Origin of the sequence: Corallococcus llansteffanensis (genome assembly GCF_003612055.1) — a bacterium.
GTDB classification, from domain to species: domain Bacteria; phylum Myxococcota; class Myxococcia; order Myxococcales; family Myxococcaceae; genus Corallococcus; species Corallococcus llansteffanensis.
The window spans coordinates 1-16,858 of record NZ_RAWB01000169.1 but is presented as its reverse complement, the minus strand read 5'-3'; the positions used below and the strand labels follow the sequence as shown (position 1 = coordinate 16,858).

Here is a 16,858-nt window from a genome sequence, read left to right as displayed (position 1 = left end):
CCCCCGGCCCCCCCGCTCCTCCGCGCGCAGGTACGCCACCACCGCGAGAGCCAGCGCCGCGCGCGACAGCAGGTGCCCGTGCGTCGTCATGGACAGCATCGCGGCCATGGGCGACAGCAGCACCAGCAGCGCGGCCACCGCGCCCCAGGCGGCCCCCAGCCTGCGCGTCGCCACCCAGGCCACCGCCACCACCGGCACGGCGGCCGCCAGGGAGAAGAGCAGGGAGCCCGTTCCGGTCAGCTCGCTCAGCGCCCACGTGGCCTGCAGGCCCAGCCACTCGAAGCTGGAGACGAGCCCGTCACGCGCGTACAGGAACAGGCCGGGCAGGGCATCCGCGGGCTGGAGGAGCGGCGTCAGCACGTGGCCCGACGCCAGCACCTGCCCCCCGAAGCGGGCCGACAGCTCGTCATCCGTGACGGGGAAGTCCCTCAGGAAGAAGAAGCGTCCCAGCCGCGCCATCCCGAACGCCACGCCCCCCAGGAGCAGCAGGGCGGCCCGGCGCTCGCGCGCATCCAGGGCCTCCACGCGCCGCCACAGCCGCGCCAGGGGCCCGGACAGCAGCGGCGTCAGCGCCAGCCCCAGGAGCGCGCCCCCGGGCACCAGCAGCAGCGCATGGCCCAGCCAGAGGTACAGCTCGCCGGGGGTGCTGTTCGTGAAGGGGGGATGGAAGGCGACGCGGAGCCCGGGGGTCGTCTGGGCCAGCCCGAAGAAGGCCGCCACCAGGAACACGCCCAGTCCGCCCGCCACCACGGACGTGCGCCACGCACTGCTTTGCACCGGGGTCATCTGCCGGTGGGGGTAGCACACTCGCCTCGCACCCGGCAAAGCCGCGACGGCCTCCGCACGCCGGGCAGGAAGGCGTCCGCGCCCCAGGCCTCAACCGCCCCGCCAGCCCCAGATGGCGCGCGGGGCCTCCGGGCCCAGCTGGAAGAGCACGTCCAGCACCGTCACCGCGTGTTCGAAGGGCGGATGGGCCTGGGGGTACTCCGGGTAGCCCGCGTAGTCCTTGTAGGTGAGGACGATGCCGGCCGCGTCGAAGGCCTCCTGGCGCAGGTAGTCGCGCGCGGAGGGGCCGGAGACGTAGTGCGTGGCGCCCGCCTGGCGCAGCAGCTCCAGGATGCGCTCCTGCTTCGCGCCGTGCACCGTCCACTCGCGCGAGTCGCGAAAGCGCGTGGTGAGGCCCAGGCCGTCCCGGGCGATGCGCTGGACGAGGAACTGGTTGAGCTCCGACAGGTGCGTCCACCGCCGCTCCAGGTACGTCTCCTGGAGCAGCGGTGCGTGGCGCGCGAAGTGGGGCGCGTGGCCGTACAGGTGGCGCAGCGTCTCCCAGTGCCGGCGCGCCCAGCCCGCGTCCTCGATGCGCACGTCGCAGATGCGCCGGTCCGTGCTCGAGCCCACCGGCACCGTCAGCCACAGCGGCCCCTGCGCCGTCTTGACCCGGTTGCGATTGCGCCAGTCGCGGTGCGTGTACTGCACGTCGTCGTAGAAGATGAACGTGTCGACGTCGTGGATGATGTCGAAGTAGCCCTTCCACGGCAGGTAGTTGGACTGGAGGATGGCCACCGTGTGCCGCGGCTTCAGCACCGGAAGTCCCTGACGGCGCCGAGCACCCGGGCCTGCTCCTCCACCGTCATGGTGGTGAAGAAGGGCAGCCGCACCAGCCGGTCGCTCACGTCCTCCGTCACCGGGCAGTCTCCCGCCCGCCCCCCGTAGCGCTGGCCCATGTCCGACACGTGCAGGGGCAGGTAGTGGAAGACGGCGTTGATGTCCTGCGCGCGCAGGTGCGCGATGAAGCGCGTGCGCGCGTCCAGCGACGGCATCAGCAGGTAGTACATGTGGAAGGCCTGCTCGCAGTGGGCGGGCACGTGCGGCACCGTCACGCCCTGCGCCTGGGCCCAGGACGCCAGCTCGCGGTGGTAGGTGTCCCAGAGCGCCCGGCGGCGGGCCTGGACGTGCTCGCGCGCGACGAGCTGCCCGTAGAGGAAGGCCGCCAGCAGGTCCGACATGACGTAGCTGGAGCCGATGTCCACCCACGTGTACTTGTCCACCTGGCCCCGGAAGAAGCGGCTGCGGTTGGTGCCCTTCTCGCGGATGATCTCCGCGCGCTCCGCGTGGCGCGCGTCGTTGATGAGCAGCGCCCCGCCCTCGCCGCAGCTGATGTTCTTCGTCTCGTGGAAGCTCAGCGTGGAGAAGGTCCCCAGCGTGCCCAGGGGCCTGCCCCGGTAGGTGCCGAAGAGGCCGTGCGCGTTGTCCTCCACCACCGGCACCCCATGGCGCGCGGCGATGGCCAGGATGGCGTCCATCTCACAGCCGACGCCCGCGTAGTGCACCGGGACGATGAGCCGCGTGCGCGGGGTGATGAGCGCCTCCAGCTTCGCTTCGTCCAGGTTGAGCGTGTCCGGGCGCACGTCCGCGAAGACGATGCGCGCGCCCCGGAGCGCGAAGGCGTTGGCGGTGGAGACGAAGGTGAAGGACGGGACGATGACCTCGTCCCCCGGCTTCACGTCCAGCAGCAGGCCCGCCATCTCCAGCGCGTGCGTGCAGGAGGTGGTGAGCAGCGCCTTGCTCCCCGGCAGCGCCTCCTCCAGCACCGCGTGGCACTTCTTCGTGAAGCCCCCGTCCCCCATGAGGTGGCTCTTCGCGAGCGCCTCCTCGATGAACTTCGCCTCGCCGCCAAGCATCGCCAGCCGATTGAAGGGAATGGTCATGGGGTCGGGTCCCGAAGGGCCCTTCCGCGCGAAGAGCCCGGCCGGGTACTGCGAAGGCTAGCGCACCTTCGGGGCGCGCCGGCACCGACAGAGAGCCACCGCCAGGCCGCCACCGCGCCCCTCGCCCGCCAGGCCTGCCTGCGGACGGGATGCCCGGGCCTCGCGCGGCCCCGCTCGCCATCCCCCCTTCCGCGGAGGGAGACGCTAGAGTTCGCCTCCCCTCCCCGCATGCGCCCCGACTCCGTCGACGTCTCCGTGGTCATTCCCTGCTTCCGGGGGGAGGCGTCGCTGCCGGAGCTGTGCGACCGGCTGGTGCGGGCGCTGGAAGCGCGCGGCGACACGTTCGAGATCATCCTGGTGGACGACAGCGCGCGGCCCGCGCTGTGGACGTGCATCCAGGGGCTGTGCGCGGGCGACGGGCGCATCCGGGGCGTGCAGCTCATGCGCAACTACGGCCAGCACAACGCCACCGTGCGCGGCTTCCGCCATGCGCGGGGCCGCTGGGTGGTGACCCTGGACGAGGACCTGCAGAACCCCCCGGAGGAGATCGCCGCGCTGCGGGCCCGCGCGGAGGAGACGGACGCGGACGTCGTCTACGGCATCCCCCAGGCGCGGCAGGGGCCCGGCTGGCGCACCTGGGCGTCGCGGCTCATCATGGTGATTCCCCGGCGGGTGATGCAGGTGGACTTCGACATCTCCGCCTTCCGGCTCATCTCCGGGCCGGTCGCGGCGGAGGTGGCGCGCAGCGAGCGCCACGACATCATCCTGGACATCTACCTGTCGTGGGTGACGGACCGCATCCGCTCCACTCCCGTGCGCCACGAGCACCCGGAGGGCCTGCGCAGCTCCTACACGCTGCGCAAGCTGGTGCAGGTCTTCTTCAACCTGCTCTTCAACTACGCCACCTTCCCGCTGCGGCTCGCGTCCGTGGGCGGCGTGGTGCTGTCGGCCCTGTCCGGCCTCGCCGGCGTGGCGGTGCTCGTCTCCAAGTTCACCGGCACCATCACCGTCCCCGGCTGGGCGTCGCTGGCCATCGCGGTGCTCTTCTCGTCGGGCGTGACGCTGCTGGGCGTGGGCATCCTGTCCGAGTACGTGACGCGCATCTTCCTGCAGATCAACCAGAAGCCCCAGTCCGTGGTGCGCGCCGTCACGGACGAGCGGGAGGCGCGCGCCCCGGGGCCGCGACCGACCGGGGCGGCGGCGAGCGGATCACCCCATGGGCATGGACATCGCTGAGGAGCAGCGCGCCTTCTACGGGGCGCTGCTGGAGCAGTACGGAGACGACCCGCGGGCCCTGTCGCACCGGGACCAGGCCACCCAGTACGAGCGCTTCCACCGGCTCGCCCGCGTGTTCGCGCACGAGCCGGGGGACTTCACCGTGCACGAGGTGGGCTGCGGCATGGGCCACTTCGGCGAGTTCCTCCAGGCCCACCACCCGCGCGCGGGCTACTCCGGCAGCGACGTCCACCCGGGCTTCGTGGAGGCCTGCGCGGCCAAGTTCCCCGCCGGGCGCTTCCACACGCGCGACATCGTCGCGGCGCTGCCTCCGGAGCGCTACGACTACCTGACGCTGTCGGGCACCTTCAACGTGCGGCTGTCCGCGTCGCCGGAGGCCTGGCGCGGCTTCGTGCACGGCATGCTGGGCGCCATGTTCGCGCTGTGCACCCGGGGCTTCGCGGTGAACTTCCTCACCAGCTACCACGACCCCGAATACACGCGGGCGGACCTCTACTACCAGCCGCCCGGCGCGCTGCTCGACTTCGTGGTGGGCCACCTGAGCCGCTTCTGGGAGCTGGACGCGGGCGGCCCGCTGTACGAGTACACCCTGCGCGTCCACCGGCCCGAATACGTCCGGACGCGGTACACGGACCCAGCCTTCGCCCGCTACTTCCGGGCCGCCCCGCCGTGAGCACGCCCCCCCGCATCGCGGTGGTGGGAGCGGGGCCCGCGGGCCTCACGGCCGCCTACGCGCTCTCCCAGACCGGCGCGCGCGTGGAGGTGCACGAGGCCGGCCCGACGGTGGGCGGCCTGTCCCGCACGCTCGAGCTGTGGAACCAGCGCGTGGACCTGGGCCCGCACCGCTTCCACACCCAGGACGCGCGCATCCAGGCGCTGTGGCGGGAGGTGCTGGGCAACGACTGGGGACTCGTGCGGGCCCACCCCGGCGTCTTCCGCGACGGCCACATCCTCCACTACCCGCTGCGCGTCACGGACGTGGTGCGCAAGGTGGGGGTGCTGGAGTCCGCCCGGTGCGTGCTCAGCTTCGCGCGCCAGCAGGCGCGTCCGCGCGAGGAGGTGCGCACCTTCGAGGCCTGGCTGGTGCGGCACTTCGGCCCGCGCGTCTACGCGCAGTTCTTCCGCGACTACAACGAGAAGTTCTTCGGCGTGCCGCTGCGCGAGCTGGACGCGGACCTGGCGGGCCCGGCCAGCAAGGACGCGTCGCTGGTGACGACGGTGCTCAACGCGCTGCGCGCGCAGTGGGACAACGCGAAGGCCGGCGCGGTGAAGGAGGTGACGCAGGACTTCCCCTACCCCGTCGGCGGCACCGGCATGGTGTACGAGCGGATGGCCGAGGCCGTGCGCGCGCACGGGGGCGTGGTGCACCTGAACAGTCGGGTGGAAGCGCTGGAGGTCCAGGGCCGCAAGGTGATGGGCCTGCGCACCGCGCGGGGCCACGAGCCCTATGACTACGTGGTGTCCAGCGCTCCCCTGGCCCCGCTGGTGGCGCAGCTGCCGGAGCTGCCCGGGGAGGTGCGCGAGCACCTGCGCCGCGCGAAGGACGTGCTCAGCTTCCGCAGCAACGTGCTGGTGTACCTGGAGGTCCAGGCCACCGGGCTGTTCCCCCACTCGTGGCTGGAGATGCACACGCCTTCGGTGCGCGTGGGACGCATCACCAACTTCCGCAACTGGGTGCCCCAGCTCCACGGCGCCGAGCCCGCCACCGTCCTGTGCCTGGAGTACTGGTGTTCGCACGAGGAGCCCCTGTGGGCCCTGCCGGACGCGGAGCTGGTGGCGCTGGCGAAGCGGGAGCTCGCGGCCACGGGCCTGTCCCGGGGCGCGCGCGTGGAGCGCGGCCACGTGGTGCGGCTGCCCCGGTGCTTCCCCGTCTACCGGCCCGGGTACCAGGAGGTGCTGCGGCCGCTGCGCGAGCACCTGCGGGGCTTCGAGCGGCTGGGCAACATCGGCCGGGGCGGGCAGTTCTCCTACAACAGCCAGGACGCCAACTGGCGCATGGGCCTGGAGGCGGCGGACGAGGCGCGCGCGGTGCTCGGGCTGTGACTCACGCCCGGGGCGTCGGCTCGTCCAGCTCGTCCGTGAGGCCGTGCTTCGCCAGCCGGTAGCGGAACGAGCGGAAGGACAGGCCCAGCAGCTCCGCGGCGCGCGTCTTCACGCCCTGCGCCTGCTTGAGGGCGGCCAGCAGGTGACGGCGCTCGTTGTCGTCCAGGTGCCGCTCCAGGTTGAACCCTGGCCCCAGCACCGGCTCCCCGCCCTCGCCCGTGCGCGCCGTGGGCTCCGCCTCGCCGCGCACCGAGGGCGGCAGCGTCGTGGGGCCCAGCATGTCCGAGTCCGACAGCGTGGCCGCGCGCTCCACCATGTTCTGCAGCTGGCGCACGTTGCCCGGGAACGCGTAGCGCTCCATCAGCGAAAGCGTCTCCGGCGCGAAGCGCAGGCTGGGGCGCCCCAGCTCCTCCGCCAGCCGGGAGAGGAAGAACCCCGCCAGGTGCGGGATGTCCTCCGGCCGCTCGCGCAAGGGGGGCAACTCCAGCGTGATGACGTTGAGCCGGTAGAAGAGGTCCTCGCGGAAGCGGCCCGCCTTCACCTCCGCCTCCAGCCGGCGGTTGGTGGCGGCGATGACGCGCGCGTGGAAGGGAATCTCCGCCGCGCTGCCCACGGGCTTCACCTTGCGCTCCTGCAACACGCGCAAGAGCTTCACCTGCGTGGACAGGGGCATCTCCCCCACTTCGTCCAGCATCACCGTGCCCTCGCCCGCGGACAGCAGCAGCCCGTGCCGCTCGTGCGTGGCGCCGGTGAAGGAGCCGCGCATGTGGCCAAACAGCTCGCTCTCCAGCACGCCCTCGTTGAGGGCCGCGCAGTTGAAGGGCAGGAAGGGCTGCGCGGCGCGGTGCCCGCTCAGGTGGACGGCGCGCGCCACCAGCTCCTTGCCGGTGCCGCTCTCCCCCGTCACCAGCACCGTGCTGCGCCCCGGAGCCACCTTCTCCACCAGCTGCCACAAGGCACGCATGCGGGGGCTGTTGCCCACCAGCAGGCCGCCCAGGCCGGGCAAGAGCCGCGCCTTCAGCGTGCTGTTCTCCTGGCGCAGCGCGCGCTTCTCCAGCGCCTTGTGCACCAGCAGCCGCAGCTCCTCGTTGTCGAAGGGCTTGCAGATGTAGTCGTACGCGCCCTCGCGCATCGCCTCCACCGCGGAGGACGGCGTGCCGAACGCGGTGATGAGCACCACCTCCGGCGGCTCCTTGCGCGCGCGGGCCGCGCGGAGCACGTCCAGGCCGCTGCCGCCGGGGCCCAGCTTCATGTCGGAGATGACCAGGTCCACCGAGTCCTTCGCCAGCACGTCGCAGGCGGCCGCCACCGCGGGCACGCTCGTCACCGCGTAGCCCTCGCGCACGAGGAGTATTTCCAGGTACTCGCGCATGGACAGCTCGTCGTCCACCACCAGCACGTGGCCGCGCGGGCCGCCGTCATGGGCCAGGGGCGGCGTCACAGCGGCAACCCCACCAGGAACTCGGTGCCCTCGGCCGGGTGGGACGTCACGCGGATGGTGCCGCCGTGCGCGCGGAGGATGGAGTGCGCGGTGGACAGCCCCAGCCCGGTGCCGCCGTTGCGGGTGGTGAAGAACGGCTCGAACAGGTGTCCCATCATCTCCTCCGTGATGCTGCCGGCCGAGTCCCACACGCGAATCTGCGCTTCCCCGTCCGCGCGCGCCAGGGCCACCCGCACCATGCCCTTCGGCCCCGCCGCCTGGCAGCCGTTGCGCACCAGGTTGATGAGCACCTGGCGGAGCTGATCCGGGTCCACCGACGCCACCAGGGCCTCCGGCGCCTGCAGCTCCATCCGCACCTCGCGCGCCAGGGGGTCCACGCGCAGCATGTCCACCGTCTCCGCCAGCAGCGCGTCCAGCGCCACCTGCTGACGCTGGGGCTCCGGCGGCCGGGCGAAGCGCAGGAAGTCCTCCACCAGCCGCCCCAGCCGGTCCGACTCGCGCATGAGGATGCCGGTGAGCTTCTGCACCACCGCGTCGCTCGACGGGTCCTGGGCGAGCAGCTGCGCGGAGCCCCGCATGGAGGCCAGCGGGTTGCGGATTTCGTGCGCGAGCTGCGCGGACAGGGCGCCCAGGCTCGCCAGCCGGTCCGTGCGCTTCAGGTCCTCTTCCATGCGCCGCAGCTCGGTGAGGTCCTGGAAGACGATGAGCAGCGCGCCCGCCTCGCCCTCCAGCGGCGACACCGACAGGCCCAGCACCCGCTTGCCGCCGGGCGTCTGCACCGGCAGCTCCCCGCGGATGAAGCGCGGCGCCAGCGAGGACACGCCCGGCAGGAGCTTCTCCAGGGGCTGCCCCACGCACGCGAAGGCGTCCGTCTGGAGGATGATGCTGCCCGCGGTGTTGAGGAAGGTGACGCTCCGTCCGACGTCGCAGGTGACGAGCCCCGACGGCATGGAGGACAGGATGAGCTGCTGCAGCCGCCCCAGCCGGCGCAGGTCCGCCTCGCTCTGCGACAGCGCGCCGCCGGCGGCGGACAGCTGGCGCGACAGGTAGCCGGACAGCACGGCGATGAGGCTCAGCGCCAGCGCGTTGCTGCCCAGCACGAAGAGCACCCGCGAGGGCGACTCGACGAGGTCGTCCACGGGCGTGGTGAGCCGGATGATGAGCAGGAGCGCGGTGAAGGCGAACGTGGAGACGGCCGCGGCCACCAGCGCGCCCCGCCAGTCCAGCACCACCGCCGCGCCAATGACGGCCAGGCTGTAGAGGAACGTGAGCGGCGACTCCGCCCCGCCGCTCAGGTACACGAGCCCGGAGGCGATGAGCACGTCGCCCACCACCTGCACCGTGGCGTCCAGGCGCCCCGCGGTGCCCCGGCGCAGGCGCAGGCCCGTCACCACCGTGAGGAGGTAGGCGCCCGCGATGACCGCGAACGACAGCGAGTCCGCGCGGCTGGGCTCCTGCGCCGGCTGGGTCAGCAACCGCACGACCGTGACGACCAGCGACAGGCTCGTCGCCACGGTGCGGAACAACACCAGCCACACCAGGCGCGAGCGCAGCCCGGGGGCCACGTCTCGCGCCGGGCGTCCTGCGATGGCGCTACTTGATCGCGCCGGCAAGCGAGAAGATGGGCAGGTACATGGCGATGAGGAAGCCACCGACCACGCCGCCGAGGAACACCATCAGCAGGGGTTCGATCATCGACGTCAGCGCGCCGATGGCCGCGTCCACTTCGTCGTCGTAGAAGTCGGCGATCTTGTTGAGCATGGTGTCCATGGCGCCCGTCGCTTCACCGACGCCAATCATCTGCACCACCATGGACGGGAACACCTTGGTCTCCAGCAGCGGACCCGCGATGTTCTTGCCCTCGGAGATCTTCCCGCGCACGTAGTAGATGGCCTCTTCCACCGTGCGGTTGCCGGCCGTCTTCGCCGTCACGTCGAGCGCGTCCAGGATGGGCACGCCGGAGGAGATCATCGTGCCCAGCGTGCGGGTGAAGCGCGCCACCGCCACCTTGCGCAGCACGTCGCCGAACAGGGGCAGCTTGAGGAACGTCTTGTCCCAGAACTTGCGGCCCTTCGGCTGGCGGTAGGTCCAGCCGAAGAAGAAGACGAACGCGGCGATGCCCACCACGGTGTGGATGAAGTACGCCTGGGCGAACTTCGACATGTCCACGACGACCTGCGTGGGGCCCGGCAGCTGCGAGCCGAAGTCCGCGAACATCTTCTCGAAGACGGGCGTCACCTTGAGGAGCAGGAGCGCCGTCACGCCAATGGCCACCAGGATGACCACCGACGGGTAGGTCATGGCGCCCTTGACCTTGGACTTGAGCTTCTCGTTCTTCTCGCGGTAGGCGGCGAGCCGGTTGAGGATGGTGTCGAGGATACCGCCCACCTCGCCCGCGGCGCACAGCTGGATGTAGAGCTCGTCGAAGACCTTGGGGTGCTCCTTCAGCGCGTCCGCGAAGGTGCTGCCCTGCTCCACCTTGCCCTTGATGGCGAACACCACCTTCTTGAAGGAGGGGTTGTCCATCTGGCTGGCGAGGATGTCCAGACACTGCACCAGCGGCAGACCCGCGTCGATCATCGTCGCGAACTGCCGGGTGAAGATGAGGATGTCCTTGCCGGTGACCCCGCCCAGGCCCGGAAGCGACAGCTCCATGTCGAAGGTGCTCTTCTTGCGCACCTTCGTCGGGTTGAGGCCGAGGGACTTGAGGCGGGCGTTGACCGCCTCCACGTCCATGGCCTCCATCTCGCCCTTCTTGTTCTCCCCGCTCTTGGTCTTGGCCTCCCAGAGGAACTGGGCCGTATTCTTCTTGGATGCTGTCGCCTTCTGCTGGACCGCTGGTGCTGCCATACCTGGACCTCCGGGGAGGGCGCCGAGTCTAAACCATGAAATTCACGCCGGAAAACTAACGGGCACCCGCTCCTCCGGCCGGCCGCTGGGCTCCGCCCGGCGCGCCACCCGTGGCGAGGATGTTGCGCAGCTCTTCCGGGTCGGAAGAACGGCCGAACGCCTCGTCCTGGTTGATGAGGCGACGCGCCAGGAGCGCGGCCAGCGCCTGGTTGAACGTCTGCATGCCGTACTTCGCCTGACCGACCTGCATGGACGAGTAGATCTGGTGGACCTTGTCCTCGCGGATGAGGTTCCGGATGGCGGGGTTGGGCACCATGACCTCCAGGGCCAGCACGCGGCCCGGGCCGCCCGCCTTGGCGACCAGCGCCTGGCTCATCACGCCCTCCAGCACGAAGGAGAGCTGCGCGCGCACCTGCGGCTGCTGGTACGGCGGGAACACGTCCAGCACGCGGTTGATGGTCTGCACCGCGCTGTTGGTGTGCAGCGTCGCGTAGCAGATGTGGCCCGTCTCCGCGATGGTGAGCGCCGCTTCGATGGTCTCCAGGTCGCGCAACTCACCCACCAGCACCACGTCCGGGTCCTGGCGGAGGATGTACTTGAGGGCCGTCTTGAAGTTGCGCGTGTCCGCGCCCACCTCGCGCTGGTTCACGAGGCAGTTCTTGTGCGGGTGCAGGTACTCGATGGGGTCCTCGATGGTCATGATGTGCTCATGACGCTCGGTGTTGATCTTGTCGATCATCGAGGCCAGCGTGGTGGACTTGCCGGAGCCCGTGGGGCCCGTCACCAGGATGAGGCCGCGCGGCTTCTTCACCAGCTCCGCGACCACCGGCGGCAGGCCCAGCTCCTGGAACGTCAAAATCTTGAACGGAATGGTGCGGAAGGCGCCGGCCACGGCGCCGCGCTGCATGAAGATGTTCGCGCGGAAGCGTGACAGGCCCTTCACGCCGAACGACAGGTCCAGCTCGTTCTCCTCCTCGAACTTGTGCTTCTGCGCGTCCGTGAGGATGGAGTAGCAGAGCTGCTTCGTCTCCACGGGGGTGAGCGGCGCCGTCTTGAGCGGGACGAGTTCACCGTCCACGCGGAGCTGCGGCGGCGAGCCGGTGGTGATGTGGAGGTCGGAAGAGCCCTTCTCGACCATCGCCTTGAGGAGCTGGTGCAGGTTGGCCACGGATGCGTGTCCTGTCGGAGAAAAAAGTGGGTACGACTTAGAAGCGGTCCGGCGCGGTGTTGCCCACGACCTCTTCGAGCGTCGTCATGCCGTCCATGAGCTTGCGCAGCGCGCTCATGCGAAGGCTGCTCATGCCCAGCCGGATGGCCTCCTGCTTGAGCTCCGCGGCGCTGCCGCCGTTGATGACCAGCTCCTTGAGGCCGTCCCAGAAGGGCATGACCTCGTAGATGGCCACGCGGCCCCGGTAGCCGCGGTCGTTGCAGTCGCGGCAGCCGACCTTCTCGTACATCGTGAAGGTGCCCATCTTGTCCGGGGGGATGCCCGCGTCGATGAGGGCCTGCTCGTCCACCTTCTCCGCGGGGCGCTTGCACGCGGGGCACAGCCGGCGCGCCAGACGCTGGGCGAGGATGAGGTTGAGCGACGCCGTCACGAGGAACGGCTCGATGCCCATGTTGAGCAGACGGCTCACCGTGCCGGGGGCGTCGTTGGTGTGCAGCGTGGAGAGCACGAGGTGGCCGGTGAGCGCGGCCTTGACGCCGATCTCCGCCGTCTCGAAGTCGCGGATCTCACCGATCATGATGATGTCCGGGTCCTGGCGGAGGAACGAGCGCAGGCCGGCGGCGAAGTTCAGGCCGATGTCTTCATGCATCTGCACCTGGTTGATGCCGGCGAAGTTGAATTCGACCGGGTCCTCCGCGGTGCAGATGTTGGTGCCCACGTCGTTGAGGCTGGCGAGCGCGGAGTACAGCGTCGTCGTCTTGCCGGAGCCCGTGGGGCCCGTCACCAGCACCATGCCGTAGGGCCGGTCGATGGCCTCCTTGAACCAGGCCAGGGGCGTCGCGTCGAAGCCCAGCTTGGTCATGTCGAGCTGCAGGTTGCTCTTGTCGAGCAAGCGCATCACGACCTTCTCGCCGAAGAGCGTGGGACACACGCTCACGCGGAAGTCCATCTCCTTGCCGCCGCCAATCTTGATCTTGATGCGACCGTCCTGCGGCAGGCGGCGCTCGGAGATGTCGAGCGAGGCCATGATCTTCAGACGGCTGGTGATGGCGTTGCGCAGCTTCATGGGCGGGCGCATCACCTCGTACATCACGCCGTCGATCCGGAAGCGGACCCGGAAGTCCTTCTCGTACGGTTCGATGTGGATGTCGGACGCGCGCTTCTTGATGGCGTCCATGAGGATGAGGTTCACGAGCTTGACCACCGGCGCGTCGTCCGCGGCCTTGGCCATCTCATCCAGGTTCTCCTGCTCCTCCTTGGCGACCTCGATGTCGTCGCCCACGTCGCCGACGATGTCCTCCATCGAGGGGCCCTTCTCGGCGTAGTAGCGCTCGATGGCCTCGCGGATGGAGATCTCCGAGGCGACGACGGCCTCGATGTTGTAGCCGGTGAGGAACTTCAGGTCGTCCACCGCGAAGATGTTGGACGGGTCGCACATGGCGACGATGAGCGACGGGCCCGCGCGGTTGACCGGGATCACCAGGTGCTTCTCGGCCACTTCCTTGGGCACGAGCTTGATGATGTCCGGATCAATGTCGAAGTCCTTCAGGTTGATGGCGGGCACGCCGTACTGCTTCGACAGGAAGTCGGTGAGCTTCGACTCCTCGATGGCGCCCGTCTTGATGAGCGCGGTGCCAATGCGCGCGCCGCTCTTCTGCTGCTCCTCCTGCGCCTTGCGGAGTTGCTGGACGGAGATGAGGTTCTCGCGCACCAGCAATTCACCGAGTCGACCGGACATTTCTGGGATGCCTCTTTGAGCGTGAGGAGGGGACAGCCAGACCCCCGGCCAGCTGCGGGGACCTTGTGGGGGGATGGGGGCGTGCGACAGGGGCCTGACGCCCTGGCACGGATCCTCCTGGATTAGAGGAAACCGATGCGCGGCCTGTCAAGGCGCCCTCGCGTGCCTCCTTGCTGTCCGCCTCCGGGCCCGCACGGCCCGTCCTTCACGCAGGAACGCGTCCGGCGTGGCGGAAAAGGCTCTCCCCCCTGGCGCCGCCGGTCACCCGTCTCCGCGGGCCACCACGGTGCGGGCGGCCTCCACGTCGCGCTTGATTTGACCCACCAGCTCCGCGGCGGAGCCGAAGCGCTGTTCGGGCCGCAGGCGCTCCAGGAACTGCACCCGCAGCTCCTGACCATAGAGGTCGCCAGAGAAGTCCAGCAGGTGCGCCTCGATGGTGACCTCCGTGCCGCCGAAGGTGGGCTTCACGCCGATGTTGGCCGCGCCCGGCCGCCACGGGCCGCCGTCCCCTTCCGCCTTGAGGCGCGCGCGGATGGCGTACACGCCGGGCGCGGGCCGCAGCTCGTTCTGGGTGTCCACGTTGGCGGTGGGAAAGCCGATGGTGCGCCCGCGCCCCGCCCCGGCCACCACGGTGCCGTCCAGGTCGAACGGGCGACCGAGCAGGCGCCGGGCCGCTCCCACGCGCCCCTCCAGGATGTACTCGCGGATCCGCGACGAGGACGCGACGACGCCGTCCACGTGCACGGGCTGGACGACGTGGACGTGTGCGCCCCGCTTCGCGGCGGCCTCGCGCAGGGTGGTGACGGTGCCCGCGCGGGCGACGCCGTAGGTGAAGTCGCTGCCCACCACGAGGTGGCCCGCGCCCAGCACGTCCAGCAGCGCGGCCTCGAAGTCCGCCGGGGAGGTCCGCGCGTAGTCGCGGGTGAAGGGCTGCACCACGACGCTGGTGAGGCCGCACGCCGCGAGCAGCTCCAGCTTGCGCGGCAGCAGGGTGATGAGCTTGGGCGCGAGCTCCGGCTGGAGCACCTTGCCCGGATGGGGCTGGAAGGTGAGCGCGGCGGCGGGGGCATGGCGCACGGCCTCCGCGAAGAGGGCCTGGTGGCCCACATGCACGCCGTCGAAGTTGCCCAGCGCGACGGCCTGTCCGTGGAGCTGGCCGCCTGCCTCGGACACCGACTGGAAGACCTTCATGGCCCTTCCCTATACCACCGCGCGCGCTTTTGCCCTGGCCAACCCACGCGGCTCCATGGTTAGAGGCGCCCGCTCCCGCCATGCGCCCTGCCCTGCTCCCCGAACCGGTCGGCCTCAAGTTCGTCCCCCTGGAAACGCCCCCGGACTGGGACGCGGAGTTCGGCTTCACGGGGCCCCTGGAGCTGGAGATCGGCTCCGGCGCGGGCGGGCACGCGCTGGAGTACTGCCGCCGCAACCCGGGCGTGCGCTTCGTCGCCTTCGAGTGGCGCAAGAAGTACGCGCGCGACACCCAGATGCGCGGCGAAAAGCTGGGCCTGAAGAACCTGCGCGTCATCGAATCCGACGCGCGCTTCGTGGTGCCGCGCATCTTCGCCCCCGGGACGCTGGACGGCATCCACCTCCAGTTCCCGGACCCCTGGTGGAAGCGCTCGCACGCCAAGCGGGCGGTGGTGCAGCCAGACTTCGCGAAGCTGATGCTGGGCCTGCTCAAGCCCGGCGGCCGCTTCGACATGCGCACCGACGTGCAGGACCGCGGCGTGGCCATGCTCCGCATCCTGGAGGAGGCGGGCTTCCACAACCCGCTGGGCGCGGGCGTCTTCCATCCCTACGACCCGGAGGAGGTGCCCTCCACGCGCGAGCGGCGCTACCTGGCGTCCGGGGAGCCCGTCTACCGCGCCCGGCTGGTGAGGCCCGCACCGTAGACCCGTCAACGTCCGCGGGGGCCCTCCACCGCGCGACCCTTGGCAGCACCCCTCTCACCGGGTGAGAATCCCAGAGCGTGCTCCCGTACCCGGGGACACTTGTGATGTGGGCGACGACCGTGTCCCAGGGGGCGGTACCTCATGCCGGAGGCCGAGAGGAAGAGGACGCTGGAGATCGCCCGGAGGAGCGGGCCCGCGAACGACTTCTCCGGTCGCACCGTGCTCATCGTGGACGATGATCCGGCCCAGGTGCGCCACGTGCGCGAGGGCCTGGCGCCGCACGGCTACGTGTTCCGCGAGGCGCTGGACGGGGCCCAGGCGCTGTCCGCCATCCGCGCGGGGCGTCCGGATCTCATCGTGATGGACGTGGAGATGCCGGGGCTGGGCGGCGTGGAGGTGTGCCGCATCGTCAAGGCGAACGCCACCGAGAGCGGCTTCGGCTTCATCCCCGTCATCCTGATGACGGCCCGGCAGGCGGCGGGCAAGGTGGAGGGGCTGGAGCTGGGCGCGGACGACTACCTGGTGAAGCCCTTCGACATGCTGGAGCTGGGCGCGCGCGTGAAGTCGATGCTGCGGCTCAAGGCGCTGCAGGACGCGCTGGTGGAGAAGAACCGGGAGCTGGAGTGGGCCAACCGGGAGCTGGACCGGCGCCGTCAGGAGCTGCTGGCGCTCAGCCGCACCGACGCGCTCACGGGCCTCTTCAACCGGCGCTACTTCGAGGAGCGGCTGAGCGAGGAGTTCATGCGCTCGCGCAGGTACCGCTCGCCCCTGTCGCTGGTGATGCTGGACATCGACCACTTCAAGCGCATCAACGACTCCTTCGGCCACCCCTTTGGTGACGAGGTGCTGCGCGCGGTGGCCCAGACGGCGCGCGCGACGCTGCGGGAGGTGGACCTGCTGGCCCGCTACGGCGGCGAGGAGTTCATCGCGCTCCTGCCGGAGGCCGCCCCCCAGGACGCGCTCCGGGCGTGCGAGCGGGTGCGGGAGGCCATCGAGAAGCTGGAGCTGTCCTGGCCAGGCCCGGGCGGCGTGGCCCAGACGGTGAAGCTGACGGCGTCGCTGGGCGTCGCGACGGTGCCCTCGGACGACCTGCAGGGCACGGAGGCGCTGCTGCGCGCGGCGGATGTGAGCCTCTATTCAGCCAAGGGGACGGGCCGCAACCGGGTCCACCAGCACGCGGCTTGACGCACCTCGCGCTTCCCCACGGGGGCGCTTTGACCTAAACCGGGGCTCCATGCGCCCGCTCGCGACGACGACCTGGCTGCTGTTCGCCCTGCTGGCCCTGGGCGGCTGCAACCGGCTCCAGCCGGATTCCCCCGTGGGGGCCTACCAGACCTTCCACCGGCACGTGCAGCGGGGCGAGCTGCCGAAGGCCTACGCGGGGCTTTCCCAACCCACCCAGCAGGTCCTCAAGGCACGGGCCCAGCAGGTGAGCGACGCGTCGGGGGGCATGGTAAAGCCGGAGCCCCTCGCGCTGTTCTTCGCGAATGTCCCCGCGCCTCCCGATGTTCAGGAAGTCACGCTGCTCCGCCAGGAGGGCGACGAGGCGACCGTGGTCGTGCGCTCGGCGGGAAGGTCGGGCGAGGTCCGGATGGTGAGGGAGCCGTCCGGATGGAAGGTGGACTTTTCAGCATCCCCCCAGCCGTGAGCCCGGGCATGCCCGGACCCCGCGTATCAGGTAACGTACAACCGTGAACGATAGGAAGACACGGCGGGTGGTGGCCCCCGCAGTCGAAGTCATCCGCCGGCCGGGCACGACGCCCGGCACGGGCCCGGTGACTC

Annotated in this window: 15 protein-coding genes; 6 read left to right on the top strand and 9 right to left on the bottom strand. The window is 70.6% G+C overall.

The features are described from left to right. The 3 genes from D7V93_RS17675 to rffA all read right to left on the bottom strand — a co-directional run. A partial coding sequence (locus D7V93_RS17675; RefSeq protein WP_147451214.1) for a hypothetical protein occupies positions 1-777 on the bottom strand: 777 nt, incomplete at its 3' end. 99 nt (positions 778-876) lie between these two features. After that, positions 877-1,584 (bottom strand): WbqC family protein, encoded by a 708-nt coding sequence (locus D7V93_RS17670; protein WP_208723051.1) that lies wholly within the window; start codon positions 1,582-1,584, stop codon positions 877-879. Then, positions 1,578-2,708, bottom strand: coding sequence for a dTDP-4-amino-4,6-dideoxygalactose transaminase (gene rffA / locus D7V93_RS17665; RefSeq protein WP_120644522.1), 1,131 nt, complete (start codon positions 2,706-2,708; stop codon positions 1,578-1,580). The genes D7V93_RS17670 and rffA overlap by 7 nt, the downstream gene beginning before the upstream one ends. Before the next feature lie 255 nt (positions 2,709-2,963). Between rffA and D7V93_RS17660 the strand changes: the two genes are divergently transcribed. The 3 genes from D7V93_RS17660 to D7V93_RS17655 are packed head-to-tail and all read left to right on the top strand — an operon-like array spanning position 2,964 to position 5,987. Next, the gene (locus tag D7V93_RS17660) at positions 2,964-3,944 is read left to right on the top strand and encodes a glycosyltransferase family 2 protein (RefSeq protein ID WP_158623773.1); all 981 of its coding nucleotides are present in this window, start codon (positions 2,964-2,966) and stop codon (positions 3,942-3,944) included. Then, positions 3,931-4,617, top strand: a complete 687-nt coding sequence (locus D7V93_RS44970) for a class I SAM-dependent methyltransferase (protein ID WP_158623772.1) — start codon at positions 3,931-3,933, stop codon at positions 4,615-4,617. The genes D7V93_RS17660 and D7V93_RS44970 overlap by 14 nt, the downstream gene beginning before the upstream one ends. Next, a complete protein-coding gene (locus D7V93_RS17655; RefSeq protein ID WP_158623771.1) occupies positions 4,614-5,987 on the top strand; it encodes an FAD-dependent oxidoreductase in 1,374 nt (457 codons plus the stop codon). The genes D7V93_RS44970 and D7V93_RS17655 overlap by 4 nt, the downstream gene beginning before the upstream one ends. A 1-nt stretch (position 5,988) precedes the next feature. On the opposite strand, the gene D7V93_RS17650 is transcribed toward D7V93_RS17655, so the two are convergent. The 6 genes from D7V93_RS17650 to D7V93_RS17625 all read right to left on the bottom strand — a co-directional run bounded on the left by D7V93_RS17650 (position 5,989) and on the right by D7V93_RS17625 (position 14,375). After that, the gene (locus D7V93_RS17650; RefSeq protein ID WP_279636924.1) at positions 5,989-7,428 is read right to left on the bottom strand and encodes a sigma-54-dependent transcriptional regulator; all 1,440 of its coding nucleotides are present in this window, start codon (positions 7,426-7,428) and stop codon (positions 5,989-5,991) included. Further along, positions 7,425-8,993 (bottom strand): two-component system sensor histidine kinase NtrB, encoded by a 1,569-nt coding sequence (locus D7V93_RS17645; RefSeq protein WP_244237356.1) that lies wholly within the window; start codon positions 8,991-8,993, stop codon positions 7,425-7,427. The genes D7V93_RS17650 and D7V93_RS17645 overlap by 4 nt, the downstream gene beginning before the upstream one ends. 28 nt (positions 8,994-9,021) lie before the next feature. Further along, entirely contained in the window at positions 9,022-10,278 is a 1,257-nt protein-coding gene (pilC, locus tag D7V93_RS17640) for a type IV pilus assembly protein PilC (protein ID WP_120644519.1), read from the bottom strand. Positions 10,279-10,333: 55 nt separating this feature from the next. Continuing rightward, positions 10,334-11,446, bottom strand: a complete 1,113-nt coding sequence (locus D7V93_RS17635) for a type IV pilus twitching motility protein PilT (RefSeq protein WP_120644518.1) — start codon at positions 11,444-11,446, stop codon at positions 10,334-10,336. Between the two features lie 37 nt (positions 11,447-11,483). After that, positions 11,484-13,184, bottom strand: a complete 1,701-nt coding sequence (pilB, locus tag D7V93_RS17630) for a type IV-A pilus assembly ATPase PilB (RefSeq protein ID WP_120610751.1) — start codon at positions 13,182-13,184, stop codon at positions 11,484-11,486. Positions 13,185-13,445: 261 nt separating this feature from the next. Continuing rightward, positions 13,446-14,375, bottom strand: coding sequence for a bifunctional riboflavin kinase/FAD synthetase (locus tag D7V93_RS17625; protein WP_120644517.1), 930 nt, complete (start codon positions 14,373-14,375; stop codon positions 13,446-13,448). Between the two features lie 80 nt (positions 14,376-14,455). Between D7V93_RS17625 and trmB the strand changes: the two genes are divergently transcribed. The 3 genes from trmB (at position 14,456) to D7V93_RS17610 (ending at position 16,724) form a co-directional block, all read left to right on the top strand. Then, positions 14,456-15,076 (top strand): tRNA (guanine(46)-N(7))-methyltransferase TrmB, encoded by a 621-nt coding sequence (trmB, locus tag D7V93_RS17620; protein ID WP_120644516.1) that lies wholly within the window; start codon positions 14,456-14,458, stop codon positions 15,074-15,076. Between the two features lie 141 nt (positions 15,077-15,217). Next, entirely contained in the window at positions 15,218-16,261 is a 1,044-nt protein-coding gene (locus tag D7V93_RS17615; RefSeq protein WP_120644515.1) for a diguanylate cyclase, read from the top strand. A 49-nt stretch (positions 16,262-16,310) separates the two neighbouring features. Beyond that, a complete protein-coding gene (locus D7V93_RS17610) occupies positions 16,311-16,724 on the top strand; it encodes a hypothetical protein (RefSeq protein WP_120644514.1) in 414 nt (137 codons plus the stop codon). Positions 16,725-16,858 lie beyond the last annotated feature (134 nt).